The following is a 23,896-nucleotide window of genomic DNA, read 5'->3' on the forward strand; positions in this document are numbered from 1 at the left end:
GTGTGGGAGCAGGCTTGCTCGCGATCTTTTAAACGGTCAAAAGATCGCGAGGCAAGCTCGCGCCTACAGCGGGAGGGTTGAGGCTTAAGCAGCAGGCTTGCTGTTGCTGATCAACGTGCCCACACCGGTGTCGGTGAAGATTTCCAGCAGTACGGCATTCGGTACACGGCCATCGACAATGTGCGCGGTGGTCACGCCACCTTGCACAGCCTCCAGCGCGCAACGGATCTTCGGCAACATGCCGCCGTAGATGGTGCCGTCTTCGATCAAGCCGTCGACCTGCGCGGTGGTCAGGCCGGTCAGCACATGACCTTCCTTGTCCATCAAGCCGGCAATGTTGGTGAGCAGCATCAGCTTTTCAGCTTTCAGCGCCTCAGCCACTTTGCCTGCCACAAAGTCAGCGTTGATGTTGTACGACTCGCCGTCCGCGCCCACACCAATCGGCGCGATGACCGGGATGAAGTCGCCCTTGGTCAGCATGTTGAGCAAGTCGGTGTTGATCCCGGTGACTTCGCCCACATGACCGAAGTCGATGATTTCAGGCGTGGTCATTTCAGGGGTCTGGCGCTTCACTACCATCTTTTTGGCCTGGATCAGACCGGCATCTTTGCCGGTCAGACCGATAGCGCTGCCGCCATGACGGTTGATCAGGTTGACGATTTCCTTGTTCACATGACCGCCCAGGACCATTTCAACAACGTCCATGGTTTGCGAGTCGGTCACGCGCATGCCGTCGATAAAATGACTCTCGATGGACAAACGCTTGAGCAGATCACCGATTTGCGGGCCGCCACCGTGGACCACGACCGGGTGGATACCCACCGCTTTCATCAGCACGATGTCGCGCGCAAAACCGGTTTTCAGGTCATCGTTTTCCATCGCGTTGCCGCCGTACTTGATGACCAGCGTCTTGCCGACATAGCGGCGAATGTAAGGCAGCGCTTCGGACAAAACCTTGGCGACGTTAGAGGCGGCATCACGTTCGAGGGTCATTCAGGGCTCCGGTAAAACTCAGTCGATCAAAACGGTAGTTGAAGATCAGGTGCCACACGCTTGAGTTGGGCGTGGAAGACATCCTTGATGCGTTGCAGTTCGGCCTCAGTATCAGCCTCAAATCGCAGCACCAGCACCGGCGTGGTGTTGGACGCGCGAACCAGGCCCCAGCCTTGTGGATAGTCGACGCGCACGCCGTCAATCGACGTCAGCTCGGCGGCCTCACCCCATTGGGCGTCATGCAGGGCTTCAATGATGCTGAATTTGCTCTCATCCGTCACATCGATATTGATTTCTGGCGTAGAAATATCGTTCGGGAAGGTCTCAAACAGCTCTTCAGCGGTTTGCTGTTGTTTGCTGAGGATCTCCAGCAGGCGTGCAGCGCTGTAAATGCCGTCATCAAAGCCGAACCAGCGCTCTTTGAAAAAGATATGCCCGCTCATTTCACCGGCCAGCAAGGCGCCGGTCGCTTTCATCTTCTTCTTGATTAACGAATGACCGGTCTTCCACATCAGTGGGCGGCCACCGTATTCCTTGATCAGCGGCGTCAGGCGGCGCGTGCACTTCACATCAAAGATGATCTCGGCGTCCGGGTTGCGCTCCAGAACGTCCTGGGCAAACAGCATCAGCAAGCGGTCCGGGAACACCATGGTGCCGGTGTTGGTCACCACGCCCACGCGGTCGCCGTCGCCGTCGAAAGCCAGGCCCAAGTCGGCGTTGGTTTCTTTAACCTTGGCGATCAGGTCTACCAGGTTTTCAGGCTTGCCCGGGTCCGGGTGGTGGTTCGGGAAGTTGCCGTCCACCTCGCAGAACAACGGGATCACCTCACAGCCCAGCGCCTCCAGCAGTTGCGGCGCGATCACGCCGGCAGCGCCATTGCCGCAATCGACCACGACCTTGAGCTTCTTGGCCAGCTTGATGTCTTTGACAATTTCATCGGCGTAGCGCGACAAAATATCAACGCGCTCGATGCTGCCCTCACCCCACGTCAGGTCGTTGGTTTTCAGGCGCGTGTGCAGCGCCTGAATCTGCTCGTTGGCCAAGGTGTCACCGGCGATCACGATCTTGAAACCGTTGTAGTTCGACGGGTTATGGCTACCGGTGAGCATCACGCCCGACTTGCCCGCCAACACGTTGGCCGCGTAGTACAGCGCAGGTGTGGGCACCAGGCCCACATCGCTGACGTGGCAACCGCTGTCAGCAACGCCCTGGATCAAACGCTCGACCAGCGCCGGGCCAGACAAACGACCGTCACGGCCGATCGACACATGGGGTTCACCTTCGGCCAGGCTCTGGGAGCCAATGGCGCGACCAATCCAGTAGGCGGTTTCAGCGGTCAATGTTTGCGGCACCACACCGCGAATGTCATAGGCGCGGAAAATGGTGTCAGGGAACTTGGGGGCGACCGAAGCAGGGCTGCTCATTACAGGGAAGACTCCATTCTTGAAGAGTGTGGGGAACGCGAATAAGGATTAGAGAGTGCCGGAATGCCCGAAACCGCCAGCGCCACGCTGGCTTTCGTCGAACTCCTCGACCAACTCAAAGTGCGCCTGCACCACCGGCACCAGCACCAGTTGAGCGATACGCTCGCCGATGGTGATGTTGAAGGCGGTTTGACCACGGTTCCAGCACGACACCATCAGCTCGCCCTGATAATCGGAGTCGATCAGACCCACCAGATTGCCCAGCACGATGCCATGTTTGTGGCCCAGGCCCGAGCGCGGCAGGATCAACGCAGCCAGGCCCGCATCGCCGATGTACACCGACAGGCCGGTCGGGATCAGCAGGGTTTGGCCCGGCTCCAGCACGGTGTCTTCTTTGAGCATGGCGCGCAGATCAAGGCCTGCGGAGCCAGGGGTGGCGTATTGCGGCAGCGGGAATTCGGTACCAATGCGTGGATCAAGGATTTTGGCTTGCAAAGCGTGCATTCGAGTTAAACCTGGTTCAGACGTTCGGCGATAAAAGTGATCAGCTGGCGGGCAATCTTGCCCTTGCTGGTCTGGGCAAATACGGTGGCGTGCAGATCGCGGTCAATCACGCTGCAGGCGTTCTCTTCGCTGTTGAAGCCGATGCTGGGGTTAGCCACATCGTTGGCCACAATCAGGTCGAGATTTTTGTCTTTCAGCTTGCGCGCGGCGTAATCGAGCAAGTGCTCGGTCTCTGCGGCAAAGCCGACACTAAAAGGGCGGTCCGGGCGCGTTGCAATGGTGGCCAGAATGTCTGGGTTGCGCACCATTTGCAGCAGCAGGCCGTCGCCTTTCGTAGGGTCTTTCTTGAGTTTTTGCGGGGCAACGACTTCCGGGCGGTAATCTGCAACCGCAGCTGACGCGATAAACACGTCACACGGGATCGCAGCCTCACACGCGGCGAGCATGTCGCGGGCGCTGACAACGTCAATGCGGCTGACGCGATCAGGCGTGGGCAAATGCACGGGGCCGGTGATCAGCGTGACGCGGGCGCCCGCCTCAACCGCCGCTTCGGCCAGGGCAAAGCCCATTTTCCCGGAGCTGTGGTTGGTGATGTAGCGCACCGGGTCTATGTTTTCCTGGGTCGGGCCTGCCGTGATCAGCACGTGCTTGCCGGTCAACGCCAGGTGCTGGAAGCACTCGGCCGCGCAGTGCACCAGGTCATCGGCTTCAAGCATGCGGCCAAAACCCACGTCGCCGCAGGCCTGGCTGCCGGAGGCCGGGCCAAACACCTTGAGGCCACGGCTCTGGAGCAATTGGGTGTTGGCTTGAGTAGCCGGATCGCGCCACATGGCCTGGTTCATGGCCGGGGCGATGGCCACGGTGGCGTCCGTGGCCAGCACCAGCGTGGTCAGCAAATCATTGGCCAGGCCCTGGGCAAGACGGGCGATCAAGTCTGCAGTGGCCGGAGCGATCAGCACCAGGTCGGCCCATTTGGCCAGCTCGATATGGCCCATGGCCGCTTCTGCCGCCGGGTCGAGCAAATCCAGATGAACGGGGTGTCCAGACAAGGCCTGCATGGTCAGCGGGGTGATGAACTCACTGCCGCCGCGCGTCATGACCACGCGCACTTCCGCGCCTTGGTCCAGCAGGCGGCGAACCAGCTCTGCACTCTTGTAAGCAGCAATGCCGCCGCCGACGCCCAAAACAATGCGTTTTCGATACAGCCGCTGCATAGGCCTGCCTTCTAGTTCGATGATGACTGCGCGGAAAATGGCCAAATGCCACGCAAAAATGATGGGCTAAGATAACACAGCGCTTGCTACGGAACAGCGGCGCACCCACACACGGAGGTGTCATGAGTATCAGAAATTGGCCCGCGGCCGAGCGCCCGCGCGAGAAACTTTTGGAGCACGGATCGGCCAGTCTTTCGGATGCCGAGCTACTGGCAATCTTCCTGCGCACCGGGGTTTCGGGCAAAAGTGCTGTCGATTTGGCGCGGCATTTACTCACCGAATTCGGCAGCCTGCGCGCTTTGCTGGAGGCGGATTTGGGGGCGTTCAGTCGCCAGCTCGGGCTCGGCCCCGCCAAGTTCACCCAACTGCAAGCGGTGCTGGAAATGGGCCGCCGCCACTTGGCCGAGCGTCTGCGCCGGGACTCCGCGCTAGAGAGCCCGCAGGCGGTTCGCGACTACTTGAAATCCTTGCTGCGCCACGAGCCCCACGAAGTGTTCGGCTGCCTGTTTATGGACTCCAAACACCGCATGCTGGCCTTTGAAGTGCTGTTCAGAGGGTCGATCGACAGCGCCAGCGTTTACCCGCGCCAAGTGGTCAAACGGGCCCTGGCGCACAACGCGGCAGCCGTTATTTTTTGTCATAACCACCCGTCCGGCAATTCAGAGCCCAGCCAGGCCGACCGCACCCTGACCCAGCGCCTCACTGAGGCGCTGGATCTGATCGAAGTGCGGGTGCTGGATCACTTCATCGTCGGTGAAGGTGAGCCGCTGTCGATGGTCGAACACGGCTGGATGTGACGCTTAAGGCTTCACGCTAACCGTCGAAAAGTCCTGACGTCCAAACGGGCTTACCTGATAACCCTGTACGTCTTTACGGGTTAACGCGTAGGCCGTTGGATGTGCCAGCGGCAGCCACAAAGCCTGCTGCTGAATCTCTGCCTGAGCCTTTTGATACAGCGCGCTGCGCTTGTCTTGATCGCTGATGGTTTTGCCCTGGCTGATCAGTGTGTCGAGGGTTTTGTCGCAATAGCGGGCAAAGTTGGTCCCGGACTTCACCGCTGCACATGAAAACTGCGGCGCCAGGAAGTTGTCCGGGTCACCGTTATCACCCGCCCAGCCCATAAACAGCAAATCGTGCTCGCCCGCCTTGGCGCGACGAATCAGCTCGCCCCACTCGATCACGCGGATATCCGCCTGAACGCCAATTTTCGCCAGATCCGCCTGCAACAACTGCGCACCCAGGCTTGGGTTAGGGTTTAGCACGCTGCTGGTCGGGCGCGTCCAGATCGTGGTTTTAAAGCCGTCCTTGAGGCCCGCTTTGGCCAACAGCTCTTTGGCCTTTTGCGGGTCATGGGCATAACCCGGCAGGTCTTTGGCATAACCCCAGGTATTAGGCGGGTAAATACCGTTGGCCGCCTGCCCGCTGTTTTCGAACACCGCCTTGAGGTACGTGTCCTTATCGAACGCCAAATTGATGGCCTGACGCACTTCTGGCTTGTCCAGCGGCGGGTGCTGACTGTTGATGGCCACGAATGCGGTCATAAAGGCAGGCGTTTGCGCGACGGCCAGGCTGGTGTCCTTGAGGGCCGCATCGACATCCAGCGGTTTTGGCGAGAGGGCGATCTGGCACTCGTTGCGCCGCAGTTTTTGCAGCCGCACGTTGGCATCTGGGGTGATGGCAAAAATCAGTGCGTCAACCGCAGGTTTACCGGCGAAATAGTCCGGGTTGGCCTTGTAGCGCACCACGGCATCCTTCTGGTAACGGCTGAACACAAACGGCCCCGTCCCGATCGGCTGGCTGTTCATCAACTCGGGGGTCCCCGCCTTGAGCAACTTGTCGGCGTACTCAGCCGAATAGATCGACGCAAAGCCCATGCTCAAGGCCGGCAGGAAGGTGGAGTCCGGGTGGCTGAGAGTAAAGCGCACCGTCAGCGGATCCGGGGTCTCAATCTTCTTGATCAACTCGGGCAATTGCAGCGACTGCGCATGCGGGAAGCCGCTCTGCGCCACCTTGTGCCACGGGTTGGCCGGGTCGAGCATGCGCTCGAAGCTGAAACGCACGTCATCGGCGTTCAACTCACGCGTCGGGGTGAAGTAAGGCGTGGTGTGGAACTTGACCCCGGGGTGCAGCTTGAACTCGTACACAAGGCCGTCAGGCGACACTGACCAGCTTTGCGCCAGGCCCGGCACCAACTTGGCCGCTGTGGCGTCATAGTTCACCAGGCTGTTCATCAGCACGTCTGCCGAGGCATTGGTGGTGGTGAGCGAGTTGTACTGCACTACATCGAACCCTTCCGGGCTTGCCTCGGTGCACACACTCAAGGTGGCCGCATGAGCCAACGGGCTCAGGCACAGGGTGAGCAAAAAGGGGGCAGCAGCGAGACGCATATTCTGATTCCTTTGCAAGTCGTTGGCCCATCTGCAAGTGCAGTCTGGAAAACGCCTACCCTAGTGTTCTGATTGCCAAATGACTACTTTTTAATAACACCCAATGCCCGTAGGAGCTGCCGAAGGCTGCGATCTTTTGATCTCCCTTCATGAGAAGACCGCAATATCTTCAACCACGCAGCCTTCGGCAGCGACTACGTTTGTTAAGGCCCGTATCGAGATTGGCCGGCACCTCACCTGAAACCTTTCATCTCGCGACGAGCGGTCGCCACACGTCCGGCATAGGCTTTACCGTGGATTGCAGCTAGAATGCGGCCTTTATTAATCACTAGAAATCACACTGCATGTTGTTGCGCTTTAGTCTTTCTGGTATAAAGCAGCGCTCTTTTCTAGGGGCCCGGTTCCTTCGTTTGTAGGTGTAGCCGGTAAGACCCTTAAAGAAACGCGGCGCCTGGCGCCAAATGACTGAGAGATTAAGCGGCCAACCCATGCCGGGTTGGGCATGTGGTTTTAGAGGGCTGAGGCATGTCGAGAGTCTGTCAAGTTACCGGTAAGGGTCCGGTGACTGGGAATAACATTTCCCACGCAAATAACAAAACCCGTCGTCGTTTCCTGCCGAACCTGCAGCATCACCGCTTCTGGGTTGAAGAAGAGAAACGTTTCGTGCGTCTGCGCGTATCTGCTAAAGGCATGCGTATCATCGACAAGCGTGGCATCACTGTCGTGCTGGCCGAAATCCGTCGCGCTGGCAAGATCTAAGGGAGCTAATCATGCGTGAATTGATCCGTTTGGTGTCGAGCGCTGGTACAGGCCATTTCTACACCACAGATAAGAACAAGCGCACCACTCCGGACAAAATCGAAATCAAAAAATTCGATCCGCGGGTTCGCAAGCACGTTATCTACAAAGAAGCCAAAATCAAGTAATTGGTTTTTCTTCTACAAAAAAGGCCCCTATCTCACGATACGGGCCTTTTTTGTTGCCTACAGAACAGCCAGCGCGGGTTTAACCGCAGATCTGGCTACCCACTCGGTTCTGGCCATCGACCAGCACGCGCAGGCGGTATGCGTTGTACTCTTTGGTGTAACCCTTGCCCGGCTGCTCGATACGAACATCTTTGGCACCGTAGCTGGTGCGCAAAAATTCGATGACCTCAGGTGTCGCCTGAGGTGGAACCAGGTAGTTGATCGCCAGGTTGGTGTTGCACTTGCCGTTTTCACTCGCCATGGCTGGCAAAGACGCGGCGCTCAGAACAACACCCGCCAGCAATACACCTTTTAACGTTGTAAAAGCAGTCATAAATAATCCTTACCTAAAGATCTGTGAGGAGTGAAATCACCCGTCACGGCGTACTCGTTCCGTGAGCCGCCTTCACCTTTAGAGACTGGCTCAGGTTGGCCCGGCAGGCAGGGGCCAGCTGTTTCAAGATCTGTACGCCACGCACAGATTGAAGAGCAATAAAAAACCCTGCCATCAGCGATGAACAGGGCTTTTGATGGCTCTAAACAGGGGGCTCAGGACTTCTGTTCAAACGCTACGTAAAACTTCCGACATGGCTCAAGCACTTCCCACGTGCCTTTGAACCCCGCCGGGATGACAAAACGATCACCCGCCCGCAGGGTCTTGGCGTTACCTTCTCGGTCACGCAATACCGAAACGCCCTGCACAATTTCACAATATTCATGCTCAGTGAAATTGACCTCCCACTGGCCCACGTCGCTTTCCCACATGCCGGCATTTAATTGCCCACAGTCGCTGGCGTAATGGTTATGCAGGATCTGCTCAGGGTTGCCCTTCAAGAGCTTCTCGGGGGCCGGGGTGTAACGCTCGGCTTGGGTATTGGCGGTGTTGAAGTCGACGACGTTTTCAATGCTCATTGATTGATCCCCCCGAAATAACAGCGTGATAGGCGTGAAAGCCTGAAGTCTATGTTTATTAAAACGAACAAGCCATGCTGTTTACGACCTCTCTGTCAAATATATTGAAAGTCCCAGGGACACTGGTTTAGGGTGGCGCATGCCTCGTGCCGATCATTCTGGATGATCGGCCAGCATTCCGGACACGCCACGCTACACTCGCGCTGGCGTAGGTATTTCAATAAAGAGGAGGACACTCGAATGACCACCCTGACGCGTAGTGACTGGGAACAACGTGCCCAACAGCTGAAAATCGAAGGTCGCGCCTTCATCAACGGTGAATACACCGACGCGGTCTCCAAAGAAACGTTCGAGTGCCTCAGCCCGGTCGATGGCCGCTTGCTGGGCAAGGTCGCCAGCTGCGATAGCGCAGACGCCCAACGCGCTGTCGAAAACGCGCGTGCGACCTTCGAATCGGGTGCCTGGTCGCGCCTGGCACCAGCCAAACGTAAAGCCGTGATGATCCGCTTTGCCGGCCTGCTCAAGCAACACGCCGAAGAGCTGGCCCTGCTTGAAACCCTGGACATGGGCAAACCGATCAGCGACTCGCTGAACATCGACGTGCCAGGCGCTGCTAATGCCCTGAGCTGGAGCGGTGAGGCCATCGACAAGATTTACGACGAAGTGGCCGCCACCCCGCACAATCAGCTCGGCCTGGTTACCCGCGAAGCAGTGGGCGTGGTTGGCGCCATCGTGCCGTGGAACTTCCCGCTGATGATGGCCTGCTGGAAACTCGGCCCGGCCCTGTCGACCGGTAACTCGGTGATCCTCAAACCGTCCGAAAAATCCCCGCTGACCGCCATCCGCATCGCTGCGCTGGCCGTTGAAGCCGGTATTCCTGCTGGCGTACTGAACGTGCTGCCGGGCTACGGCCACACCGTCGGCAAGGCGCTGGCCTTGCACAATGACGTCGACACCCTGGTGTTCACCGGCTCGACCAAAATCGCCAAGCAACTGCTGATTTACTCGGGCGAGTCCAACATGAAGCGCGTCTGGCTCGAAGCCGGCGGCAAGAGCCCGAACATCGTCTTTGCCGACGCCCCGGACCTGCACGCTGCGGCCAAGGCGGCGGCCAGCGCCATTGCCTTCAACCAAGGTGAAGTCTGCACCGCAGGTTCGCGCCTGCTGGTCGAGCGTTCGATCAAAGACACCTTCCTGCCGCTGGTTATCGAAGCGCTCAAAGAGTGGAAGCCGGGCAACCCGCTGGACCCATCGACCACCGTGGGCGCGCTGGTCGACACCCAGCAAATGAACACCGTGCTGTCGTACATCCAGTCGGGTCACAGCGAAGGCGCCAAACTGGTCACCGGCGGCAAGCAGATCCTCCAGGAAACCGGCGGCACCTACGTTGAGCCGACCATTTTCGACGGCGTGAGCAACGCGATGAAAATCGCCCAGGAAGAAATCTTCGGCCCAGTCCTGTCGGTGATTGCTTTCGACACCGCCGCCGAAGCCATCCAGATTGCCAACGACACGCCATACGGCCTGGCCGCAGCGGTGTGGACAGCGGACATCTCCAAGGCGCACCTGACCGCCAAAGCCCTGCGCGCTGGCAGCGTGTGGGTCAACCAATACGATGGCGGCGACATGACCGCGCCGTTTGGTGGCTTCAAACAGTCGGGTAACGGTCGCGACAAGTCGCTGCACGCGTTCGACAAGTACACCGAGCTGAAATCCACCTGGATCAAGCTGTAACACAACACGTGTAACACCCTGTGGGAGCGGGCTTGCCCGCGGTACTGGCGCTTCGCTGCGCTGGCATCGCGAGCAAGCCCGCTCTCACGTTGCATTGACCTTTTTTGGGAGCACAGACATGCGTTGGGCGACCTATTTTGCCGTGCTGGCCTCCGTGCTCAGCGTCGGTTTGGCGCTGGGCGTGAGCATGCCGCTGGTGTCGTTCCGGCTCGAAAGCTGGGGCTACGGCGGGTTTGCCATTGGCGTGATGGCCGCCATGCCGGCCATCGGCGTGCTGGTAGGCGCCAGCGTGGCCAGCAAGCTCGCGGCACGCGTGGGCACACCGGCCCTGATGCGTCTGTGCTTATGGGCCGGGGCCCTGTCGATCGGCTTGCTGGCGTTGCTGCCCAGCTACCCGGTGTGGCTGGTGCTGCGCCTGCTGATCGGGGTGGTACTCACGGTCATTTTTATTTTGGGCGAAAGCTGGATCAACCAACTGGTGGTCGAGCAATGGCGCGGCCGCCTGGTCGCGCTGTATGGCTGCGCGTACGCCCTGAGCCAACTGTCCGGGCCGCTGTTGCTGGGCGTGGTGGGTTCAGAGGGCGATTACGGCTTCTGGATCGGCGTGGCCCTGCTGACACTGGCACCTTTGCTGTTGCTGGGCCGCGACGGCGCGCCCGTCACTGAAGCGTATCGAGTGACTTTCAAGGACTTGCTGGAGTTTTGTCGCGGCTTGCCAGCCATTGCCTGGGCCGTGGCGCTGTTTGCCGCCTTTGAGGCGATGATTTTGACGTTGCTGCCGATCTATTGCCTGCGCCAGGGCTTTACTGCCGACATCGCTCTGGCGATGGTCAGCACCGTAGTGGTGGGCGATGCCCTGCTGCAACTGCCGATTGGCGCGCTGGCTGACCGCGTGTCACGGCGCTCGCTGTTTACCGGTTGTGCGGTCCTGCTGATGCTGTCGAGCCTGGCGGTGCCTTTGCTACTCAACACTTTGCTGATCTGGCCGCTGTGGGTGATTTTTGGCGCCAGCGCGGGCGGGCTGTTTACCTTGTCGCTGATCTTGATTGGCGAACGCTACCGCGACGACGCCCTGGTGCGGGCCAACGCCCACGTGGCGCAGTTGTGGGGCATTGGCTGCCTGATCGGGCCGCTGGCCGCAGGCGCTGGCAGCCAATGGATCAGCGGCCACGCCTTGCCGCTGTTTATGGCCGCCGGGGCATTTGGCCTGGTGATATTGGTGCTGCGCCAAGGCGCATTCGGGGCCGAGCAAACCGCCACCTAGCACTACAACATCTTCTCCAGCCCAACCGTCTTGCTGAACCACGCATTTAGCCGGCGCCACCAACTGCCCGGCTCGCGGGTCAGGGTGTGCAACTGGCCATGATCTTCGGTCACCCAGACGATCTGCCCTTTCTCCAGCACCGGCTCATAACTCAACGCGTGCGACATACCTTGCAAGGCCAGGTCGCGCGCCTGGGCGGCCAGTTCCGGGCTGTCCACCAACACGCCGACTTCGGTGTTCCACAAACCCGAGCGCGGGTCGAAATTGAACGAGCCGATAAACGACTTGCGCTGGTCAAAGATCATCGCCTTGCTGTGCAAACTCGAATCTGAACTCAAGCCCGGCTTGAACAGGTGCAACCCGCTGCCGCCCGTGCTCCCCGGCTGACGGCGCAGCTCATACAGCTTGACCCCATGTTCCAGCAACGCCTTGCGATACGGCGCGTAGCCACCGTGCACAATCGGCACGTCCGTGGCCTCCAGCGAGTTGGTCAGCAAACGCACATCAACCCCGGCATCGGCGCGCCCGGTGAGGTACACCAAGCCCGTCTCACCGGGCACAAAATACGCCGAAATCAAAATCAGCTCTTTGTTGACCCCAGAAAGGTCCGGGGCCAATTGGGTGGTCAGCAATAAATGCGGATCCGGCTCGCCCTCCGCCAGCACCTTGCTCGGCGCATCCCACAGCGCCTGGTTCCACGCCCAAATCAACTCGCTGCGCCACACGTCCAGTTGCGGATCGGTTTCGTAAGCGGCGAGCTGCTGATACAGCACCTGATGCGCCGCTTTCGACTGTTTGAGCGAAGCCTCCAGCGCGCCACGGGCCTTGGTCAACTCCACATGGGACAGCCGCGAAGAAACAAAATCGCCAATCGGCTGGCTCAGCGCGCTGTTCCAGTACTGGTCAAAGCTGTGCCCCAACTGCTCAGCCACCGGCCCCACACTGAGCAGGTCGATGTCGGTGAAGTTCAAGTCCGGTTCGGCGTCGAAATATTCGTCGCCCAAATTGCGCCCGCCCACAATCGCCACACTGTTGTCGGCCAGCCACAGCTTGTTGTGCATGCGCCGGTGCTGGCGCGACAGGTTGAACAGCCGCCCCATGGCCCGGGTCACGCCGGTACTGCGGCCCAGTTGCAGCGGGTTGAACAGGCGGATTTGAATGTTGGGATGGGCCGCAAGGGTCGCCAGAATGTCGTCCAGCCCATCGCTGGCAGTGTCATCCAGCAAGATGCGCACGCGCACCCCGCGATCCGCAGCCTTGAGCAATTCGTCGATCAACATGCGCGTACTGAGCCCGTCATGGACGATGTAGTACTGCAAGTCGAGGCTGGTCTGCGCGTTGCGGATCAGCTCGGCGCGTACCCAGAACGCTTCACTGCCCCTGGGCAATAAACGAAACCCCGAGCGGCCTTGATACGCCGCCGCCTGATCCTGAATCGAACGGCCAAAGGCCGAGCCCGACGCCGGTAATGCCTGACTCGGCTCACGGTTGACTTGCACAGTACTACACCCTCCCAGCCACAACGCGAACAGCAATATGCACAGTGATTTCAACGTGTGGTGCCCCATTAATGCTCGGCGTGATTCGAGGCTTGCGCCAACAGCGCGCTGGCAGCTTCACCGACTTTACGCACCGCTTCTTCGATCTGGAGCGTCGGTTTGGCAGCGTAGTTCATTCGTAAACAATGACGGTACTTGCCGGACGCCGAAAAAATACTGCCCACGGCAATCTGTACGCCTTGCGCCAGCAACGCGCGGTTGAGGCGCAAACTGTCAAAACCGTCTGGCAGCTCCAGCCAGAGCAAAAAGCTGCCCTGAGGTCGGCTGGCGCGGGTGCCCGGCGGAAAATAGCGGCTGACCCAACCGAGCATCAAGTCGCGATTACGCTGGTATTGCGTGCGCATCTTGCGCAAATGGGGCTCGAAATGGCCATTCTTCAAGAACTCGGCCACGGCCAGTTGCGGGTGCGGTGCCGTTGAGCCGGTGTTGATGTATTTCATGTGCAGCACCCGCTCCAGATACCGCCCCGGCGCGACCCAGCCCACGCGCAGGCCGGGGGCCAGGGTCTTGGAAAACGAACTGCACAAAAGCACGCGGCCATCATCGTCGAACGACTTCACAGTACGCGGGCGCGGGTAGGTGTAGGCCAGTTCGCCGTACACATCGTCCTCGATAATGGCCACGTCAAAGCGCTGCGCCAAGGCCACCAGCGCCCGCTTGCGCGCCTCGGGCATGATGTAGCCCAGCGGGTTGTTGCAACTGGGGGTGACCTGAATCGCCTTGATCGGCCACTGCTCCAGCGCCAGTTCCAGCGCTTCGAGGCTGATGCCGGTGAGCGGGTCGGTGGGGATCTCCAGCGCTTTCATGCCCAGCCCCTTGAGGGTTTGCATGGCGCCGTGAAAGCTCGGCGAGTCGACCGCGACAATATCGCCCGGCTCACACACCGCCCGAATGCTGCACGACAGGGCTTCATGGCAACCGGTGGTGATCACCAGGTCCTGTGCGCCCAGCTGGCAGCCTGAATCGAGCAGCAAACGCGCGATTTGCTCACGCAGGGCCAGCACGCCGTAGACGTTGTCGTAATGCAGGCCGGGCAAGTCGAGGCGCCGACTGATTTGCGCAAGGCTGCGCAGCAGCGGCTTGATGGTCGGCGTGTACACGTCCGGCATGCCGCGTCCCAGCTGTATGACGTCTTTTTGCGGCACCGAACGCACCAGTTCCAGCACCTGCTCCCACTGGGAAATCTCCACCGGACGCTGCGCCGGTTTGCCCATGCCCGGCAAGGCGGGCAACTCGCGCTCCATCGGCACAAAATAGCCCGACTTGGGGCGCGGCGACGCCAGTGCCTGGTCCTCCAACACGCGATACGCCTGCTGCACCGTGCTCAGGCTGACACCGTGCTCGACGCTCAAGGCCCGCACCGACGGCAGGCGGTCGCCGGGTCGGTAAAAGCCCTGCTTGATGCGTGTGCCCAGCAACTCGGCGAGGTTGATGTAAAGGGTCATGGCGGGGCTCTTGAAAGGAGGACCAGTACAGATAGGGTAAAAACCAAGGATTCAGCGCTTAAAAGCCCGCATCTGTATGCAGTTAATAGCTGAATGCTGAATCTGTCATGGTTTTCGGCGCAAGGCCATCATGCTGACTCAATGCAATGGAGTCAAAAGGAGCTGCGCGATGAATGCCTTTAGCGATGGACACCCAAGACCTAACAGCCAGCCCACGCACCTGGGGCGCTGGAGTCTGTTCTGGCATCGCTCCCGCACCCGCCGCGCCTTGCGCAAGCTGGACGCGCAGCAACTGCAAGACGTGGGCTTGAGTGCCGAAGTGGCCAGACACGAATGCCGCAAACCGTTTTGGCGCTCTTGACACAATCCCTGTAGGAGCGAGCTTGCCTCGCGATCTTTTAAAGATCAGAAGATCGCGAGGCAAGCTCGCTCCTACAGCAATCAGGCGAGTTCTTTGAGCCGGTGCCAGAGCATGCCCAGCGCCAGCAACGGCGAGCGCAGGTATTTGCCGCCCGGGAAGGTGATGTGCGGGACCTGATTAAACAGATCAAACCCGGTGCTGTGCTGGCCGCTGATGGCTTCGGCCAGCAACTTGCCCGCCAGGTGCGTGGCGTTCACCCCGTGACCGGAGTACGCCTGGGCGTAATACACATTGGGTTGATCCGGCAGGCGGCCAATCTGCGGCAAACGGTTGGCGCCAATCCCGATCATGCCGCCCCACTGGTAATCAATCTTCACGTCTTTAAGGTGCGGAAACACGTCCAGCATTTTGGGCCGCATGTAAGCACCAATGTCCTGCGGGTCGCGGCCCGAGTAATGGCAGGCACCGCCGAACAGCAAGCGGCGATCCGCCGACAGCCGGTAGTAATCCAGCGCCACGCGCTGATCGCACACCGCCATGTTTTGCGGCAGCAAGGCGTGGGCCTGCGCTTGGGTCAACGGCTCTGTGGCAATGATGTAGCTGCCCGCCGGCAGAACTTTCCCGCTGAGGTGCGGGTTCAAACCCTGAAGGTAAGCGTTGCAGCCCAACACCAGGGTTTTGGCCCGGACCGAGCCTTGTGCGGTGTGCACACGCACTTCGGGGCCGTAATCGATACGGGTGACGGCCGAGTTTTCGAACAGTTTTGCGCCCAATTGCGCCGCAGCAGCGGCCTCACCCAAGGCCAGGTTAAGCGGGTGCAGGTGGCCCGAGCCCATGTCGATAAACCCGCCCACATAGCGATCCGAGCCCACCACGGTGTGCACTTCGTTGGCTTGCAGCAGGCGGGTTTCGTGGCGATAGCCCAAGTCGCGGAGTTCTTGCGCCTCCTCGGCAAAGCCTTCGAGGTCGCGGGGCTTGTTGGCCAAGTCGCAGTAACCCCAGGTCAGGTCGCAGGCGATATTAAATCGCTCGACGCGCTGGCGGACGATCTCAACCGCCTCCAGCCCCATGAGCTTCATTTGCCGCACGCCGTCTTTGCCGATCACCCCTTCAAACTGGTCGAGGCCATGTCCGACACCGCGAATCAGTTGCCCGCCGTTACGCCCGCTGGCACCCCAACCGATTTTATGGGCTTCAAGCAGGACTACGCTCATGCCGCGCTCGGCCAGTTCCAGCGCCGTGTTCAGCCCGGAAAACCCGCCACCGACCACGCACACATCGGCCACCACGTCACCTTGCAACACCGGATGGTCAGGCTGCGGCAAGCTGCTGGCGGCGTAATAAGAGGCGGTGTGCTGGCTGCGCTGAACGGGGGCGCTCATGTGCGTAATCCTGATTGTTTATGTTTGGAAAATTTTACGGAGCATAAGCCGTGCCAATCGCGAGGGGCAAGACCGGCCGTACGGTGCTGTCTAGGCCGCTGCTTTTCAGGCAGACTCTGCGGCCTTTTCACGTGCAATGGGCAATAAATGAGCTGCAACAGTCATAAAATCCGCTTTCTCAGGCAGCAAATTCCGTCGTTTGAATGCGTGCCGGGTTGCCATGACTGCTGTGGGCCTGTGACCACGTCATCGGAAGAAATGGCCCGTTTGCCGCGCAAGACCGCAGCCGAGCAAGAAGCCGCCCTGAATGAGCTGAACTGTGTGCACCTGGGGCCGAACGGCTGCACGGTGTATGACGAACGCCCGCTTATTTGTCGTCTGTTCGGCACCACGCCGACGCTGCCCTGCCCCAATGGCCGCCGCCCGCTGGAGATGATTCACCCCAGCGCGGAGAAGCTCGTGCATGAGTACATTGCCAGCACCCGGCAGGTGCTGGTTTAACGCACCGTTATTGGGCCAGGCTAGAAGTGCTTTGCCCTACAGCCAAGCCGGCGCGAATCGCAGCCAACGCGGCCAGGTAGTAGGTTTTGCCGTCAGGCGACTCCGCGAACGTCACAAACTCTTCCAGCTCCGGGTCCGACAAGTCGCGGTACACGTACAACAACGTGTTATCCAGCTCCCCTGCGATCTGCTCCATCAGCCGCTGGCGCTGGCCGTTGAGCGCGCCTTGTACCTGTGTGCTGCCCAGCAGGCCAGGAATCATCGCACTCAGGCTGTCTGCCGCCACACCGGCAATGGCCAGCGTGACCTCAGCCCCTGCCTCGCTCGCTGGCAAGGCATTGGACAAATGGTTAATCAGCAACTGACGCGTGGCGCTCGCCTCAACCCGCGGCAAGCCTTGCGCGTGCTTGGCCAACTGATCACGGCGGGTGGCCAACAATTCAGCGGCCACAATTTTACGGCCCAGCTCTGTCTGGAAAAAAGCCAGGGCTGGATCAGGATTCGGCAGCTTCTCGCGCATCTGCCCTTTGGCGCGCTGGTCCATCGCCTGCGCGGCAAAACGCTGGCTGCTGTTGTTGACCAGCGCCTGGTAAACCGCAGGCGGCAAGTTGTTGCGGTAGCGCTCTTGAGCGGCATTTAGGGCGTCAGTGAAATGCGCGCGTTGCTCAGGCCAACCGGCAACGGTGAATAGATCATCGAGGTGGTCTGCCCATGCGGGTAACGAACAACACATCATTAACAGTAAAAACAAGCGGCGCATGAAGGACTCCTGTCAGCTAGGCGCTATTGTCCGGGGCCAGCGTAGGACTTGTCGAGAATTCGTCTCGCCCCAGAGGCTTTAAATGACCAGATGAAATATTTCTGCGTGGCCAGCTAGACGGAGCTGTCAGATTTTCGGGCGTCTCGATATTATGCGCGCCATGCAAATACCCTCTGATCACCCGCTGTTGCTACGCATCGTCGACGACCTGTACGCGCAGGGATGGTCACAGCAAAACATTTTTATGCCCGAGGCTTTGACCCTCGAACTGGCGGCTGAGTGCCATAAACGTGCAACTGAGGGCGAATTGACCCCGGCGGCCGTTGGCCGTGGCCCGGCGCAAGAGGTTCGCGAGGGTATCCGCGGCGACCATATTCAATGGCTGGAGCAGGGAGAGGCTTTAGCCTGCGACAAGTACTTAGGGTTAATGGAAAGCCTGCGAATCGCCATGAATCGCAGGCTTTTTTTGGGCCTGGAGGACTTTGAAAGTCACTTCGCGCTCTACCCGCCCGGTGCGTTTTACCTCAAGCACCTGGACCGCTTTCGCGACGACGACCGGCGCATGGTGTCGGCGGTGCTCTACCTCAATCAGTCCTGGCTGCCTGAGCACGGCGGGCACTTGCGCATGTACCTTGAGGACAGAGGCGATTACGACGTGTTGCCGACCGGTGGCTGCCTGGTGGTGTTCCTGTCAGGCGAGATCCCCCATGAAGTGCTGCCCGCTACCCGTGACCGGCTGTCATTGACCGGCTGGTTCCGGCGTCGCGCCACCGAGGTGTTGCTATGAGCGCCAAAGTGCTGGTCAGCCGCTGCCTGCTGGGCCATCGCGTGCGCTATGACGGCGGCGCCAGCGGCCCCTATGACCTGTTGGCGAAATGGCAGGACGAAGGCCGCGTGATCGCGCTGTGCCCGGAAGTCGCCGGTGGCTTGCCCACCCCGCGTGCGGCAGCCGAAATTCCGGGCGGGCAAGGTGTTGAAGTCCTCAGCGGCCGCGCGCCGGTCATCACCGCCGACGGCGAGGACGTGACCGCAGCCTTTGTGTCCGGCGCCCAGCAGGCGCTGGAGTTGGTCAAACAGCATGGCATTCGCATTGCTATCCTCAAGGCCAACAGCCCGTCGTGTGGCAATCGACTGACCTACGACGGCAGCTTCAGCGGCACTAAGGTGGCAGGCCAGGGCGTGACCGCTGCCCTGCTCAGCGCTGCCGGAGTTCAGGTGTTCAATGAGCTGGAACTGGCCGAAGCTGCGCACGCGTTGGCCGACATTTCCTGATGGTGTAGTCGCTGCCGAAGGATGCGAAGGTTTGCAGCGTTTTTGAGAAACGGGTTGCTTCGCAACCCTTCGCAGCCTGCGACAGCGTCTACAGTTTTACGGTGTGTGCGTGTAACATCCGGTGCCACTTTGCCCAGGGGATTTATATGAGCGACAAGCAGAAACCACAACCCACTGCCTCTACCGCCAACACTTCACCCGCCGAAAGTGCCGATGCGGCCTTGCACCACATCGTGGATGGTTTTTTACACTTCCATCACGAGATCTTTCCTGAGCAGGAAGCCTTCTTCAAAAAGCTCGCCACGGCACAAAGCCCGCGCGCGATGTTTATTGCCTGCGCCGACTCGCGCATCGTCCCGGAACTGATCACTCAAAGTGCACCGGGCGATCTGTTTGTGACGCGTAACGTGGGCAACGTCGTTCCGCCTTATGGCCAGATGAACGGTGGCGTTTCCACCGCCATTGAGTACGCGGTGCTGGCACTGGGCGTGCAGCACATCATCATTTGCGGGCATTCGGATTGCGGCGCGATGCGCGCTGTACTCAACCCGGCCTCGCTGAAAAAGATGCCGACGGTAAAAGCCTGGCTGCATCACGTAGAAGTGGCGAAAACCATGGTGCAGGACAACTGCAACTGCGCCAACGAGTCCGAAAGCATGCACGTGCTGACGGAAGAAAACGTGATCGCCCAACTGCAACACTTGCGCACCCACCCGTCCGTGGCGTCGCGCATGGCCAGCGGGCATTTGTTCATTCATGGCTGGGTCTACGACATCGAGACCAGCGCGATCAAGGCTTACGACGCCGACACCGGCACCTTCCGCCCGCTGGACGGGACCAACCCGATCCCGAGCGCAACGCCTAAAGCCCGGTTTTAACCCCGGACGGCAGGAGCGAGCGAGCCTCGAGATCTTTTGCTCATTAAAAGATCACGAGGCCAGCGGGGGATTACAACGCCAGGCCGACGCCCAATTGCTTGGACAGGCACGGCCAACGCTTCCACGCAGCCCCCGTGTCCGGGCTGGTGAGCTTGTCGCGATAGGCTTCAACCGACTCCAGCGCAAAGCTTTCGTCATCGAGCAGTTCATCCACCGCGTGGTGCACAGCCTCATCGAGCTGGTTGGCAAACGCCTCACCGACCAATTGGTGCGCGATCAGATTGGCCACGGTCATGTCCAGCGGGATCAACGGCTGGTGAAAGTGCTTGATGTAGAGATCGTTGACCTCTTCAACCAACCGATGCGCCAAGTACGCTTCGTCGAGCAAGCCCTCTAGCCCTTCATGACCGTCCAGCAGTGATGGGGGCTGAACAAAAAACTGCTCGGCAATTTTCAGCACAGGCTCGATCTGTGATTCGATACCCGCCTCGCGAGCGACCGCATGGGCTGCATCGAGCAAGTCCGGCACCTGGTCGATATAGGCGCTGACAAAACGGGTCATCACCGCGTTCCGATCGGATTCAGGTAGCTGAATCGCCGAATGCAGGTCGGGAAGGCGGGTCGTCAAATGCTGGGTGAGCAGGCCACTTTTGGCATCAAGTTCTTGGGCACGCGAGATCTGCGCGCGAATATCGGCGGTGTTCATGGGAACTCCAAGGGGGGCGCTGAATCAGGGAAGTGCTTTAAAAGACGCTCACTGCAAAAGAGGGCCTTTTTTTCAGGGGGCGTATTGTCGGTCATTTTTTAATCGGGCAGTGAGTGCCATTTGTCGCGGGGGTCAGGTTTTCATTTTGGGCGCGCATCTTAACCGATCAGTGTTGTACCGTGGCAATGCGCCACAGGCTGTTAACCCGACCTTCACGTACGCTGTCTTCTCGCGTTGTTTATCGACCACTACGTTGTGATGAACCTATGACTAAAACCCAAAGAAACGTCTTTATCCTGGTCGCGCTGCTGGCGTTGATCATGGGGGTGATCTTCAACAGCCTGATGTCGCGCAGCAGTCAGGGCAACAACACGGCGCTGACCGAGGCCGGGATTATCCTGCTGCCACAAAGTCGCCATCTGCCGGCCATCACCCTGACCAACCAGGACGGTCAGCCGGTGCTCATCAATGAGCTGAAGGACAAGTGGAGCCTGCTATTTTTTGGCTATACCTACTGCCCGGACATCTGCCCGACTACGCTTTCCCAGTTGCGCCAGATCAAAAGCGAGCTGCCAAAAGCGGTCCAGGACAAGCTGCAAGTGGTGCTGGTGAGTGTCGACCCGAACCGGGACACCCCGCAGCAGCTCAAAAAATACCTGAGCTACTTCGACCCGCAATTTGTTGGCCTGACGCCGGGATCAACCGAGCAACTGCAAACATTGGCGAACGCCGTGAGCATTCCGTTTATCCCGCCAGATACCAGCAAGCCGAACTACACCGTGGATCACAGCGGTAACCTGGCACTGATCGGGCCGGACGGCACTCAGCGTGGTTTTATCCGCGCGCCGTTCAACACCCAAAAGATGGTCGCCCAGTTGCCGGGGCTGGTAGAGAGGAAGTAAGGGTTTAGTACACACATCGGTGGGAGCGGGCTTGCTCGCGATGGGATCACCAAGGTGTGTCATCAGGATTCAATGGTATGAATCGCGAGCAAGCCCGCTCCCACAAGGGGATCGGGTTTGCCCGGATCATCGGTATCAGAACGCCGGCAGGATGGCGCCTTTGTACTTCTCAAGAATGAAGGCTTTCACTTCTGGTGTGTGCAGGGCAGCGACCAGCTTTTTCATGTCTTCAGAGTCTTTGTCGTCCGGGCGTGCAACCAGGATGTTCACGTAAGGCGAGTCGCTGCCTTCAATGACCAGTGCGTCTTTTTCCGGGTCCAGCTTGGCTTCCAGCGCGTAGTTGGTGTTGATCAGCGCCAGATCAACCTGAGTCAGCACGCGTGGAATCGTCGCTGCTTCCAGCTCGCGGAATTTCAGGTTTTTCTTGTTTTCAACGATGTCTTTTGGCGTCGACAGGATGTTTTTCGAATCCTTGAGCTTGATCAACCCCGCCTTGTCCAGCAGCAACAGCGCACGGCCGCCGTTGGTGGCATCGTTCGGGATCACCACGGTGGCGCCATCTTTAAGCTCATCAAGATTTTTGAGTTTGCTGGAGTAAGCACCCAGCGGCTCAAGGTGCACGGCCGCTACGCTGACAAGGTCAGTGCCTTTGGATTTGTTGAACTCATCCAGGTAAGGCTGGTGCTGGAAGAAGTTGGCGTCCAGACGCTTTTCCGCCACTTGTACGTTGGGTTGAACGTAGTCAGTGAACACTTTGACCTTGAGGTTCACGCCCTCTTTAGCCAAAGCCGGCTTAACGAACTCCAGGATCTCAGCGTGAGGGACCGGAGTCGCCGCCACCGACAGATCACCTGCGTGGGCAGAAAATGCCGCTACAGCGGCCACAGCAGCAAATAACTTCTTCATTCAACAGCTCCTTGTGAACACCTGACTCCAGGTATCTGCCAGCACAGCGCTGGCTATTATGTGTTTAAAGCGAGGCCTTACTTGCGCGAGAAGTGCACCACCAGCCGATCACCGACGGTTTGCAGAATCTGCACCAGAATCAACAACAGCACCACCGTGACAATCATCACGTCAGTCTGGAAACGTTGGTAGCCGAAACGAATCGCCAGATCCCCGAGGCCGCCCGCACCCACCACACCCGCCATGGCGGTGTAGGACACCAGCGTAATCGCGGTCACGGTAATCGCTGCAAAAATGCCCGGACGGGCTTCTGGCAGCAAGGCGCTGGTAATGATCTGACGGGTGCTGGCGCCCATCGACTGGGTGGCTTCGATGATGCCACGGTCAACTTCACGCAAGGCCGTTTCTACCAGGCGGGCGAAGAACGGGGTTGCACCGACCACCAAAGGCGGAATCGCACCCGCGACGCCCAGCGAGGTGCCGGTAATCAACACGGTGAACGGGATCATTACGATCAACAGGATGATGAACGGCAACGAACGCAAAATGTTCACCAGCAGCGACAGCAGGGCGTACACGGTTTTTTGTTCAAACAGTTGGCGCGGGCTGCACAGAAACAGCAGCACGCCCAGCGGCAGGCCCAGCAGAATGGTGAACAGCAGCGAACCGCCGAGCATCATCAGGGTATCGCCGGTGGCCAGCCAGATTTCGAACCAATCGATATTGGTGAAAAAGCTCAGTAGAGAGTCCATTAACGCAGTACCTCCATATGGACGTCAGCCGCGGTAAAGCGGGCGAAAGCGGCGTCCATGTCGCCACCGGTGATGGCGAGGGTCAGTTGCCCGTAGGGGGTGTCTTTTATGCGGTCGATCCGACCCGCCAGGATGCTGTAGTCCACACCCGTTTCGCGGGCGATGGTGCCCAGCAGCGGCGCGTAGGTGGCCTGGCCCTGGAACGTCAGGCGCACAATGCGCCCCGGCACATGAGCGAAATCATCGCGCTGCTCGCCTTCGTCGATCTGCTCGTCTTCCTGCACAAAACGCTTGGTGGTCGGGTGCTTGGGGTGCAAGAACACCTCGGCCACCGGGCCTTGTTCGACGATCACGCCAGCGTCCATCACGGCTACTTCGTCACACACACGGCGGATCACATCCATCTCGTGGGTGATCAGCACGATGGTCAGCTTCAGCTCGCGGTTAATTTCGGCCAGCAATTGCAGCACCGACGCCGTGGTTTGCGGGTCGAGCGCGCTGGTGGCTTCGTCACACAGCAAGACTTTTGGCTTGGTGGACAAGGCACGGGCAATGCCCACGCGTTGTTTTTGACCGCCTGACAGCTGCGCCGGGTATTTCTTGGCGTGGTCTGACAGGCCAACGCGCGCCAGCAACTCGGTCACCCGTTGGTCGATTTCACTGCGCGACAATTCACCCGCCAGCGTCAGCGGCATCGCCACGTTGTCAGCCACGGTCTTGGACGCCAGCAGGTTGAAGTGCTGGAAGATCATCCCGACTTGCTGACGGAAACGCCGCAGGCCATTGGCATCCATGGCAGTCACGTCTTCGTTGTCGACGATGATCTGCCCGCCGCTCGGTGTTTCGAGGCGGTTGATCAGGCGCAGCAATGTACTTTTACCCGCGCCGGAATGGCCAATCAGGCCAAATACCTGACCGCTCTCAACACGCAAACTCGTGGAGTGCAGGGCGGGAATGTCCTTACCGGCGACCCGGTAAGTTTTATGAACGTTATGAAACTCAATCACGTAGCGAACCTTGTGGGGCGCGTAAATAGAAGATCAGCGGTTAGCCGGGCGCGCATTTTAGCCTGTCC

General features: G+C 59.4%; 25 protein-coding genes and 1 pseudogene. 11 read left to right on the forward strand and 15 right to left on the reverse strand.

Annotated elements, in window-relative coordinates; all coding sequences use genetic code 11:
- Nucleotides 1-84 precede the first annotated feature (84 nt).
- The 4 genes and pseudogenes from argB to coaBC form a co-directional block, all read right to left on the reverse strand.
- Nucleotides 85-993, reverse strand: a complete 909-nt coding sequence (gene argB / locus TU84_RS20735; protein ID WP_048372409.1) for an acetylglutamate kinase — start codon at nt 991-993, stop codon at nt 85-87.
- A gap of 26 nt (nt 994-1,019) precedes the next feature.
- Nucleotides 1,020-2,396 (reverse strand): annotated as a pseudogene (locus TU84_RS20740) (phosphomannomutase/phosphoglucomutase); the annotation flags it as partial.
- Nucleotides 2,397-2,465: 69 nt separating this feature from the next.
- A complete protein-coding gene (gene dut, locus TU84_RS20745) occupies nt 2,466-2,921 on the reverse strand; it encodes a dUTP diphosphatase (RefSeq protein WP_048372413.1) in 456 nt (151 codons plus the stop codon).
- A gap of 5 nt (nt 2,922-2,926) precedes the next feature.
- Nucleotides 2,927-4,135: a bifunctional phosphopantothenoylcysteine decarboxylase/phosphopantothenate--cysteine ligase CoaBC gene (gene coaBC, locus TU84_RS20750; RefSeq protein WP_048372415.1), complete on the reverse strand. Its 1,209-nt coding sequence runs from the start codon at nt 4,133-4,135 to the stop codon at nt 2,927-2,929.
- Nucleotides 4,136-4,257: 122 nt separating this feature from the next.
- Here coaBC and radC point away from each other — a divergent pair, with 122 nt between their 5' ends.
- A complete protein-coding gene (gene radC, locus TU84_RS20755; protein ID WP_048372417.1) occupies nt 4,258-4,932 on the forward strand; it encodes a RadC family protein in 675 nt (224 codons plus the stop codon).
- 3 nt (nt 4,933-4,935) lie between these two features.
- Here radC and TU84_RS20760 read toward each other — a convergent pair whose 3' ends face one another.
- Entirely contained in the window at nt 4,936-6,522 is a 1,587-nt protein-coding gene (locus tag TU84_RS20760) for an ABC transporter substrate-binding protein (RefSeq protein ID WP_048372419.1), read from the reverse strand.
- A 525-nt stretch (nt 6,523-7,047) separates the two neighbouring features.
- Between TU84_RS20760 and rpmB the strand changes: the two genes are divergently transcribed.
- Nucleotides 7,048-7,281 carry a 50S ribosomal protein L28 gene (gene rpmB, locus TU84_RS20765; protein WP_019410280.1) on the forward strand — a complete coding sequence of 78 codons (234 nt, stop codon included), beginning with the start codon at nt 7,048-7,050 and terminating at the stop codon, nt 7,279-7,281.
- Nucleotides 7,282-7,292: 11 nt separating this feature from the next.
- Nucleotides 7,293-7,448, forward strand: a complete 156-nt coding sequence (gene rpmG, locus TU84_RS20770; protein ID WP_003437824.1) for a 50S ribosomal protein L33 — start codon at nt 7,293-7,295, stop codon at nt 7,446-7,448.
- A 79-nt stretch (nt 7,449-7,527) separates the two neighbouring features.
- Here the strand turns inward: rpmG and TU84_RS20775 are convergent, their stop codons facing one another.
- Entirely contained in the window at nt 7,528-7,821 is a 294-nt protein-coding gene (locus tag TU84_RS20775) for an I78 family peptidase inhibitor (RefSeq protein WP_048372424.1), read from the reverse strand.
- A gap of 215 nt (nt 7,822-8,036) precedes the next feature.
- Nucleotides 8,037-8,399: a cupin domain-containing protein gene (locus TU84_RS20780; protein ID WP_048372427.1), complete on the reverse strand. Its 363-nt coding sequence runs from the start codon at nt 8,397-8,399 to the stop codon at nt 8,037-8,039.
- A gap of 240 nt (nt 8,400-8,639) precedes the next feature.
- Here TU84_RS20780 and TU84_RS20785 point away from each other — a divergent pair, with 240 nt between their 5' ends.
- Both TU84_RS20785 and TU84_RS20790 read left to right on the forward strand, forming a co-directional pair.
- Nucleotides 8,640-10,133 (forward strand): aldehyde dehydrogenase, encoded by a 1,494-nt coding sequence (locus TU84_RS20785; protein ID WP_048372429.1) that lies wholly within the window; start codon nt 8,640-8,642, stop codon nt 10,131-10,133.
- A gap of 118 nt (nt 10,134-10,251) precedes the next feature.
- Nucleotides 10,252-11,397 carry an MFS transporter gene (locus tag TU84_RS20790; protein WP_048372432.1) on the forward strand — a complete coding sequence of 382 codons (1,146 nt, stop codon included), beginning with the start codon at nt 10,252-10,254 and terminating at the stop codon, nt 11,395-11,397.
- A gap of 2 nt (nt 11,398-11,399) precedes the next feature.
- Here the strand turns inward: TU84_RS20790 and TU84_RS20795 are convergent, their stop codons facing one another.
- Both TU84_RS20795 and TU84_RS20800 read right to left on the reverse strand, forming a co-directional pair.
- A complete protein-coding gene (locus tag TU84_RS20795) occupies nt 11,400-12,965 on the reverse strand; it encodes a phospholipase D family protein (RefSeq protein ID WP_048372434.1) in 1,566 nt (521 codons plus the stop codon).
- A complete protein-coding gene (locus TU84_RS20800) occupies nt 12,965-14,401 on the reverse strand; it encodes an aminotransferase-like domain-containing protein (RefSeq protein ID WP_048372436.1) in 1,437 nt (478 codons plus the stop codon). Before TU84_RS20800 ends, TU84_RS20795 begins: the two co-directional genes overlap by 1 nt.
- A 169-nt stretch (nt 14,402-14,570) precedes the next feature.
- On the opposite strand from TU84_RS20800, the gene TU84_RS20805 reads away from it, so the two are divergent.
- Nucleotides 14,571-14,762, forward strand: coding sequence for a DUF1127 domain-containing protein (locus TU84_RS20805; protein ID WP_048372438.1), 192 nt, complete (start codon nt 14,571-14,573; stop codon nt 14,760-14,762).
- An 80-nt stretch (nt 14,763-14,842) separates the two neighbouring features.
- On the opposite strand, the gene TU84_RS20810 is transcribed toward TU84_RS20805, so the two are convergent.
- On the reverse strand, nt 14,843-16,144 hold the full coding sequence (locus tag TU84_RS20810; RefSeq protein ID WP_048372440.1) for an NAD(P)/FAD-dependent oxidoreductase: 1,302 nt from the start codon (nt 16,142-16,144) through the stop codon (nt 14,843-14,845).
- Nucleotides 16,145-16,291: 147 nt separating this feature from the next.
- Here TU84_RS20810 and TU84_RS20815 point away from each other — a divergent pair, with 147 nt between their 5' ends.
- The gene (locus tag TU84_RS20815; RefSeq protein ID WP_048372442.1) at nt 16,292-16,645 is read left to right on the forward strand and encodes a YkgJ family cysteine cluster protein; all 354 of its coding nucleotides are present in this window, start codon (nt 16,292-16,294) and stop codon (nt 16,643-16,645) included.
- A gap of 7 nt (nt 16,646-16,652) precedes the next feature.
- Here the strand turns inward: TU84_RS20815 and TU84_RS20820 are convergent, their stop codons facing one another.
- Nucleotides 16,653-17,405, reverse strand: a complete 753-nt coding sequence (locus TU84_RS20820; protein WP_048372444.1) for a DUF2059 domain-containing protein — start codon at nt 17,403-17,405, stop codon at nt 16,653-16,655.
- Between the two features lie 151 nt (nt 17,406-17,556).
- On the opposite strand from TU84_RS20820, the gene TU84_RS20825 reads away from it, so the two are divergent.
- The 3 genes from TU84_RS20825 to TU84_RS20835 all read left to right on the forward strand — a co-directional run bounded on the left by TU84_RS20825 (nt 17,557) and on the right by TU84_RS20835 (nt 19,555).
- Nucleotides 17,557-18,192, forward strand: a complete 636-nt coding sequence (locus tag TU84_RS20825) for a 2OG-Fe(II) oxygenase (protein ID WP_048372446.1) — start codon at nt 17,557-17,559, stop codon at nt 18,190-18,192.
- The gene (locus TU84_RS20830) at nt 18,189-18,677 is read left to right on the forward strand and encodes a 2-thiouracil desulfurase family protein (protein WP_048372449.1); all 489 of its coding nucleotides are present in this window, start codon (nt 18,189-18,191) and stop codon (nt 18,675-18,677) included. Before TU84_RS20825 ends, TU84_RS20830 begins: the two co-directional genes overlap by 4 nt.
- A gap of 146 nt (nt 18,678-18,823) precedes the next feature.
- The gene (locus TU84_RS20835; RefSeq protein WP_048372451.1) at nt 18,824-19,555 is read left to right on the forward strand and encodes a carbonic anhydrase; all 732 of its coding nucleotides are present in this window, start codon (nt 18,824-18,826) and stop codon (nt 19,553-19,555) included.
- A gap of 70 nt (nt 19,556-19,625) precedes the next feature.
- Here the strand turns inward: TU84_RS20835 and TU84_RS20840 are convergent, their stop codons facing one another.
- Nucleotides 19,626-20,261 carry a hypothetical protein gene (locus TU84_RS20840; RefSeq protein WP_048372453.1) on the reverse strand — a complete coding sequence of 212 codons (636 nt, stop codon included), beginning with the start codon at nt 20,259-20,261 and terminating at the stop codon, nt 19,626-19,628.
- Nucleotides 20,262-20,527: 266 nt separating this feature from the next.
- Between TU84_RS20840 and TU84_RS20845 the strand changes: the two genes are divergently transcribed.
- Complete coding sequence (locus tag TU84_RS20845) at nt 20,528-21,163, forward strand: SCO family protein (protein ID WP_048372454.1); 636 nt, start codon at nt 20,528-20,530, stop codon at nt 21,161-21,163.
- A 135-nt stretch (nt 21,164-21,298) separates the two neighbouring features.
- On the opposite strand, the gene TU84_RS20850 is transcribed toward TU84_RS20845, so the two are convergent.
- From TU84_RS20850 to TU84_RS20860, 3 genes are all read right to left on the reverse strand, one after another.
- Nucleotides 21,299-22,069 carry a MetQ/NlpA family ABC transporter substrate-binding protein gene (locus TU84_RS20850; RefSeq protein WP_048372456.1) on the reverse strand — a complete coding sequence of 257 codons (771 nt, stop codon included), beginning with the start codon at nt 22,067-22,069 and terminating at the stop codon, nt 21,299-21,301.
- Between the two features lie 77 nt (nt 22,070-22,146).
- Nucleotides 22,147-22,821 carry a methionine ABC transporter permease gene (locus tag TU84_RS20855; protein ID WP_048372458.1) on the reverse strand — a complete coding sequence of 225 codons (675 nt, stop codon included), beginning with the start codon at nt 22,819-22,821 and terminating at the stop codon, nt 22,147-22,149.
- Nucleotides 22,821-23,828, reverse strand: coding sequence for a methionine ABC transporter ATP-binding protein (locus TU84_RS20860; RefSeq protein ID WP_048372460.1), 1,008 nt, complete (start codon nt 23,826-23,828; stop codon nt 22,821-22,823). The genes TU84_RS20855 and TU84_RS20860 overlap by 1 nt, the downstream gene beginning before the upstream one ends.
- Nucleotides 23,829-23,896: the final 68 nt, after the last annotated feature.

The organism is Pseudomonas helleri, from assembly GCF_001043025.1.
GTDB lineage: Bacteria > Pseudomonadota > Gammaproteobacteria > Pseudomonadales > Pseudomonadaceae > Aquipseudomonas > Aquipseudomonas helleri.

Excerpts from the sequence above, each read along its gene's own strand:
- TU84_RS20825 (WP_048372446.1), top strand. The coding sequence starts at position 17,557 with ATGCGCGCCATGCAAATACCCTCTGATCACCCGCTGTTGCTACGCATC.
- argB (WP_048372409.1), bottom strand. The coding sequence starts at position 993 with ATGACCCTCGAACGTGATGCCGCCTCTAACGTCGCCAAGGTTTTGTCC.
- TU84_RS20810 (WP_048372440.1), bottom strand. The coding sequence starts at position 16,144 with ATGAGCGCCCCCGTTCAGCGCAGCCAGCACACCGCCTCTTATTACGCC.
- TU84_RS20805 (WP_048372438.1), top strand. The coding sequence starts at position 14,571 with ATGAATGCCTTTAGCGATGGACACCCAAGACCTAACAGCCAGCCCACG.
- TU84_RS20790 (WP_048372432.1), top strand. The coding sequence starts at position 10,252 with ATGCGTTGGGCGACCTATTTTGCCGTGCTGGCCTCCGTGCTCAGCGTC.
- TU84_RS20820 (WP_048372444.1), bottom strand. The coding sequence starts at position 17,405 with ATGCGCCGCTTGTTTTTACTGTTAATGATGTGTTGTTCGTTACCCGCA.
- TU84_RS20830 (WP_048372449.1), top strand. The coding sequence starts at position 18,189 with ATGAGCGCCAAAGTGCTGGTCAGCCGCTGCCTGCTGGGCCATCGCGTG.
- coaBC (WP_048372415.1), bottom strand. The coding sequence starts at position 4,135 with ATGCAGCGGCTGTATCGAAAACGCATTGTTTTGGGCGTCGGCGGCGGC.
- rpmG (WP_003437824.1), top strand. The coding sequence starts at position 7,293 with ATGCGTGAATTGATCCGTTTGGTGTCGAGCGCTGGTACAGGCCATTTC.
- TU84_RS20840 (WP_048372453.1), bottom strand. The coding sequence starts at position 20,261 with ATGAACACCGCCGATATTCGCGCGCAGATCTCGCGTGCCCAAGAACTT.
- TU84_RS20855 (WP_048372458.1), bottom strand. The coding sequence starts at position 22,821 with ATGGACTCTCTACTGAGCTTTTTCACCAATATCGATTGGTTCGAAATC.
- TU84_RS20815 (WP_048372442.1), top strand. The coding sequence starts at position 16,292 with ATGAGCTGCAACAGTCATAAAATCCGCTTTCTCAGGCAGCAAATTCCG.
- TU84_RS20795 (WP_048372434.1), bottom strand. The coding sequence starts at position 12,965 with ATGGGGCACCACACGTTGAAATCACTGTGCATATTGCTGTTCGCGTTG.
- TU84_RS20760 (WP_048372419.1), bottom strand. The coding sequence starts at position 6,522 with ATGCGTCTCGCTGCTGCCCCCTTTTTGCTCACCCTGTGCCTGAGCCCG.
- dut (WP_048372413.1), bottom strand. The coding sequence starts at position 2,921 with ATGCACGCTTTGCAAGCCAAAATCCTTGATCCACGCATTGGTACCGAA.
- TU84_RS20800 (WP_048372436.1), bottom strand. The coding sequence starts at position 14,401 with ATGACCCTTTACATCAACCTCGCCGAGTTGCTGGGCACACGCATCAAG.
- TU84_RS20845 (WP_048372454.1), top strand. The coding sequence starts at position 20,528 with ATGACTAAAACCCAAAGAAACGTCTTTATCCTGGTCGCGCTGCTGGCG.
- TU84_RS20780 (WP_048372427.1), bottom strand. The coding sequence starts at position 8,399 with ATGAGCATTGAAAACGTCGTCGACTTCAACACCGCCAATACCCAAGCC.
- TU84_RS20785 (WP_048372429.1), top strand. The coding sequence starts at position 8,640 with ATGACCACCCTGACGCGTAGTGACTGGGAACAACGTGCCCAACAGCTG.
- radC (WP_048372417.1), top strand. The coding sequence starts at position 4,258 with ATGAGTATCAGAAATTGGCCCGCGGCCGAGCGCCCGCGCGAGAAACTT.
- TU84_RS20850 (WP_048372456.1), bottom strand. The coding sequence starts at position 22,069 with ATGAAGAAGTTATTTGCTGCTGTGGCCGCTGTAGCGGCATTTTCTGCC.
- TU84_RS20775 (WP_048372424.1), bottom strand. The coding sequence starts at position 7,821 with ATGACTGCTTTTACAACGTTAAAAGGTGTATTGCTGGCGGGTGTTGTT.
- TU84_RS20835 (WP_048372451.1), top strand. The coding sequence starts at position 18,824 with ATGAGCGACAAGCAGAAACCACAACCCACTGCCTCTACCGCCAACACT.
- rpmB (WP_019410280.1), top strand. The coding sequence starts at position 7,048 with ATGTCGAGAGTCTGTCAAGTTACCGGTAAGGGTCCGGTGACTGGGAAT.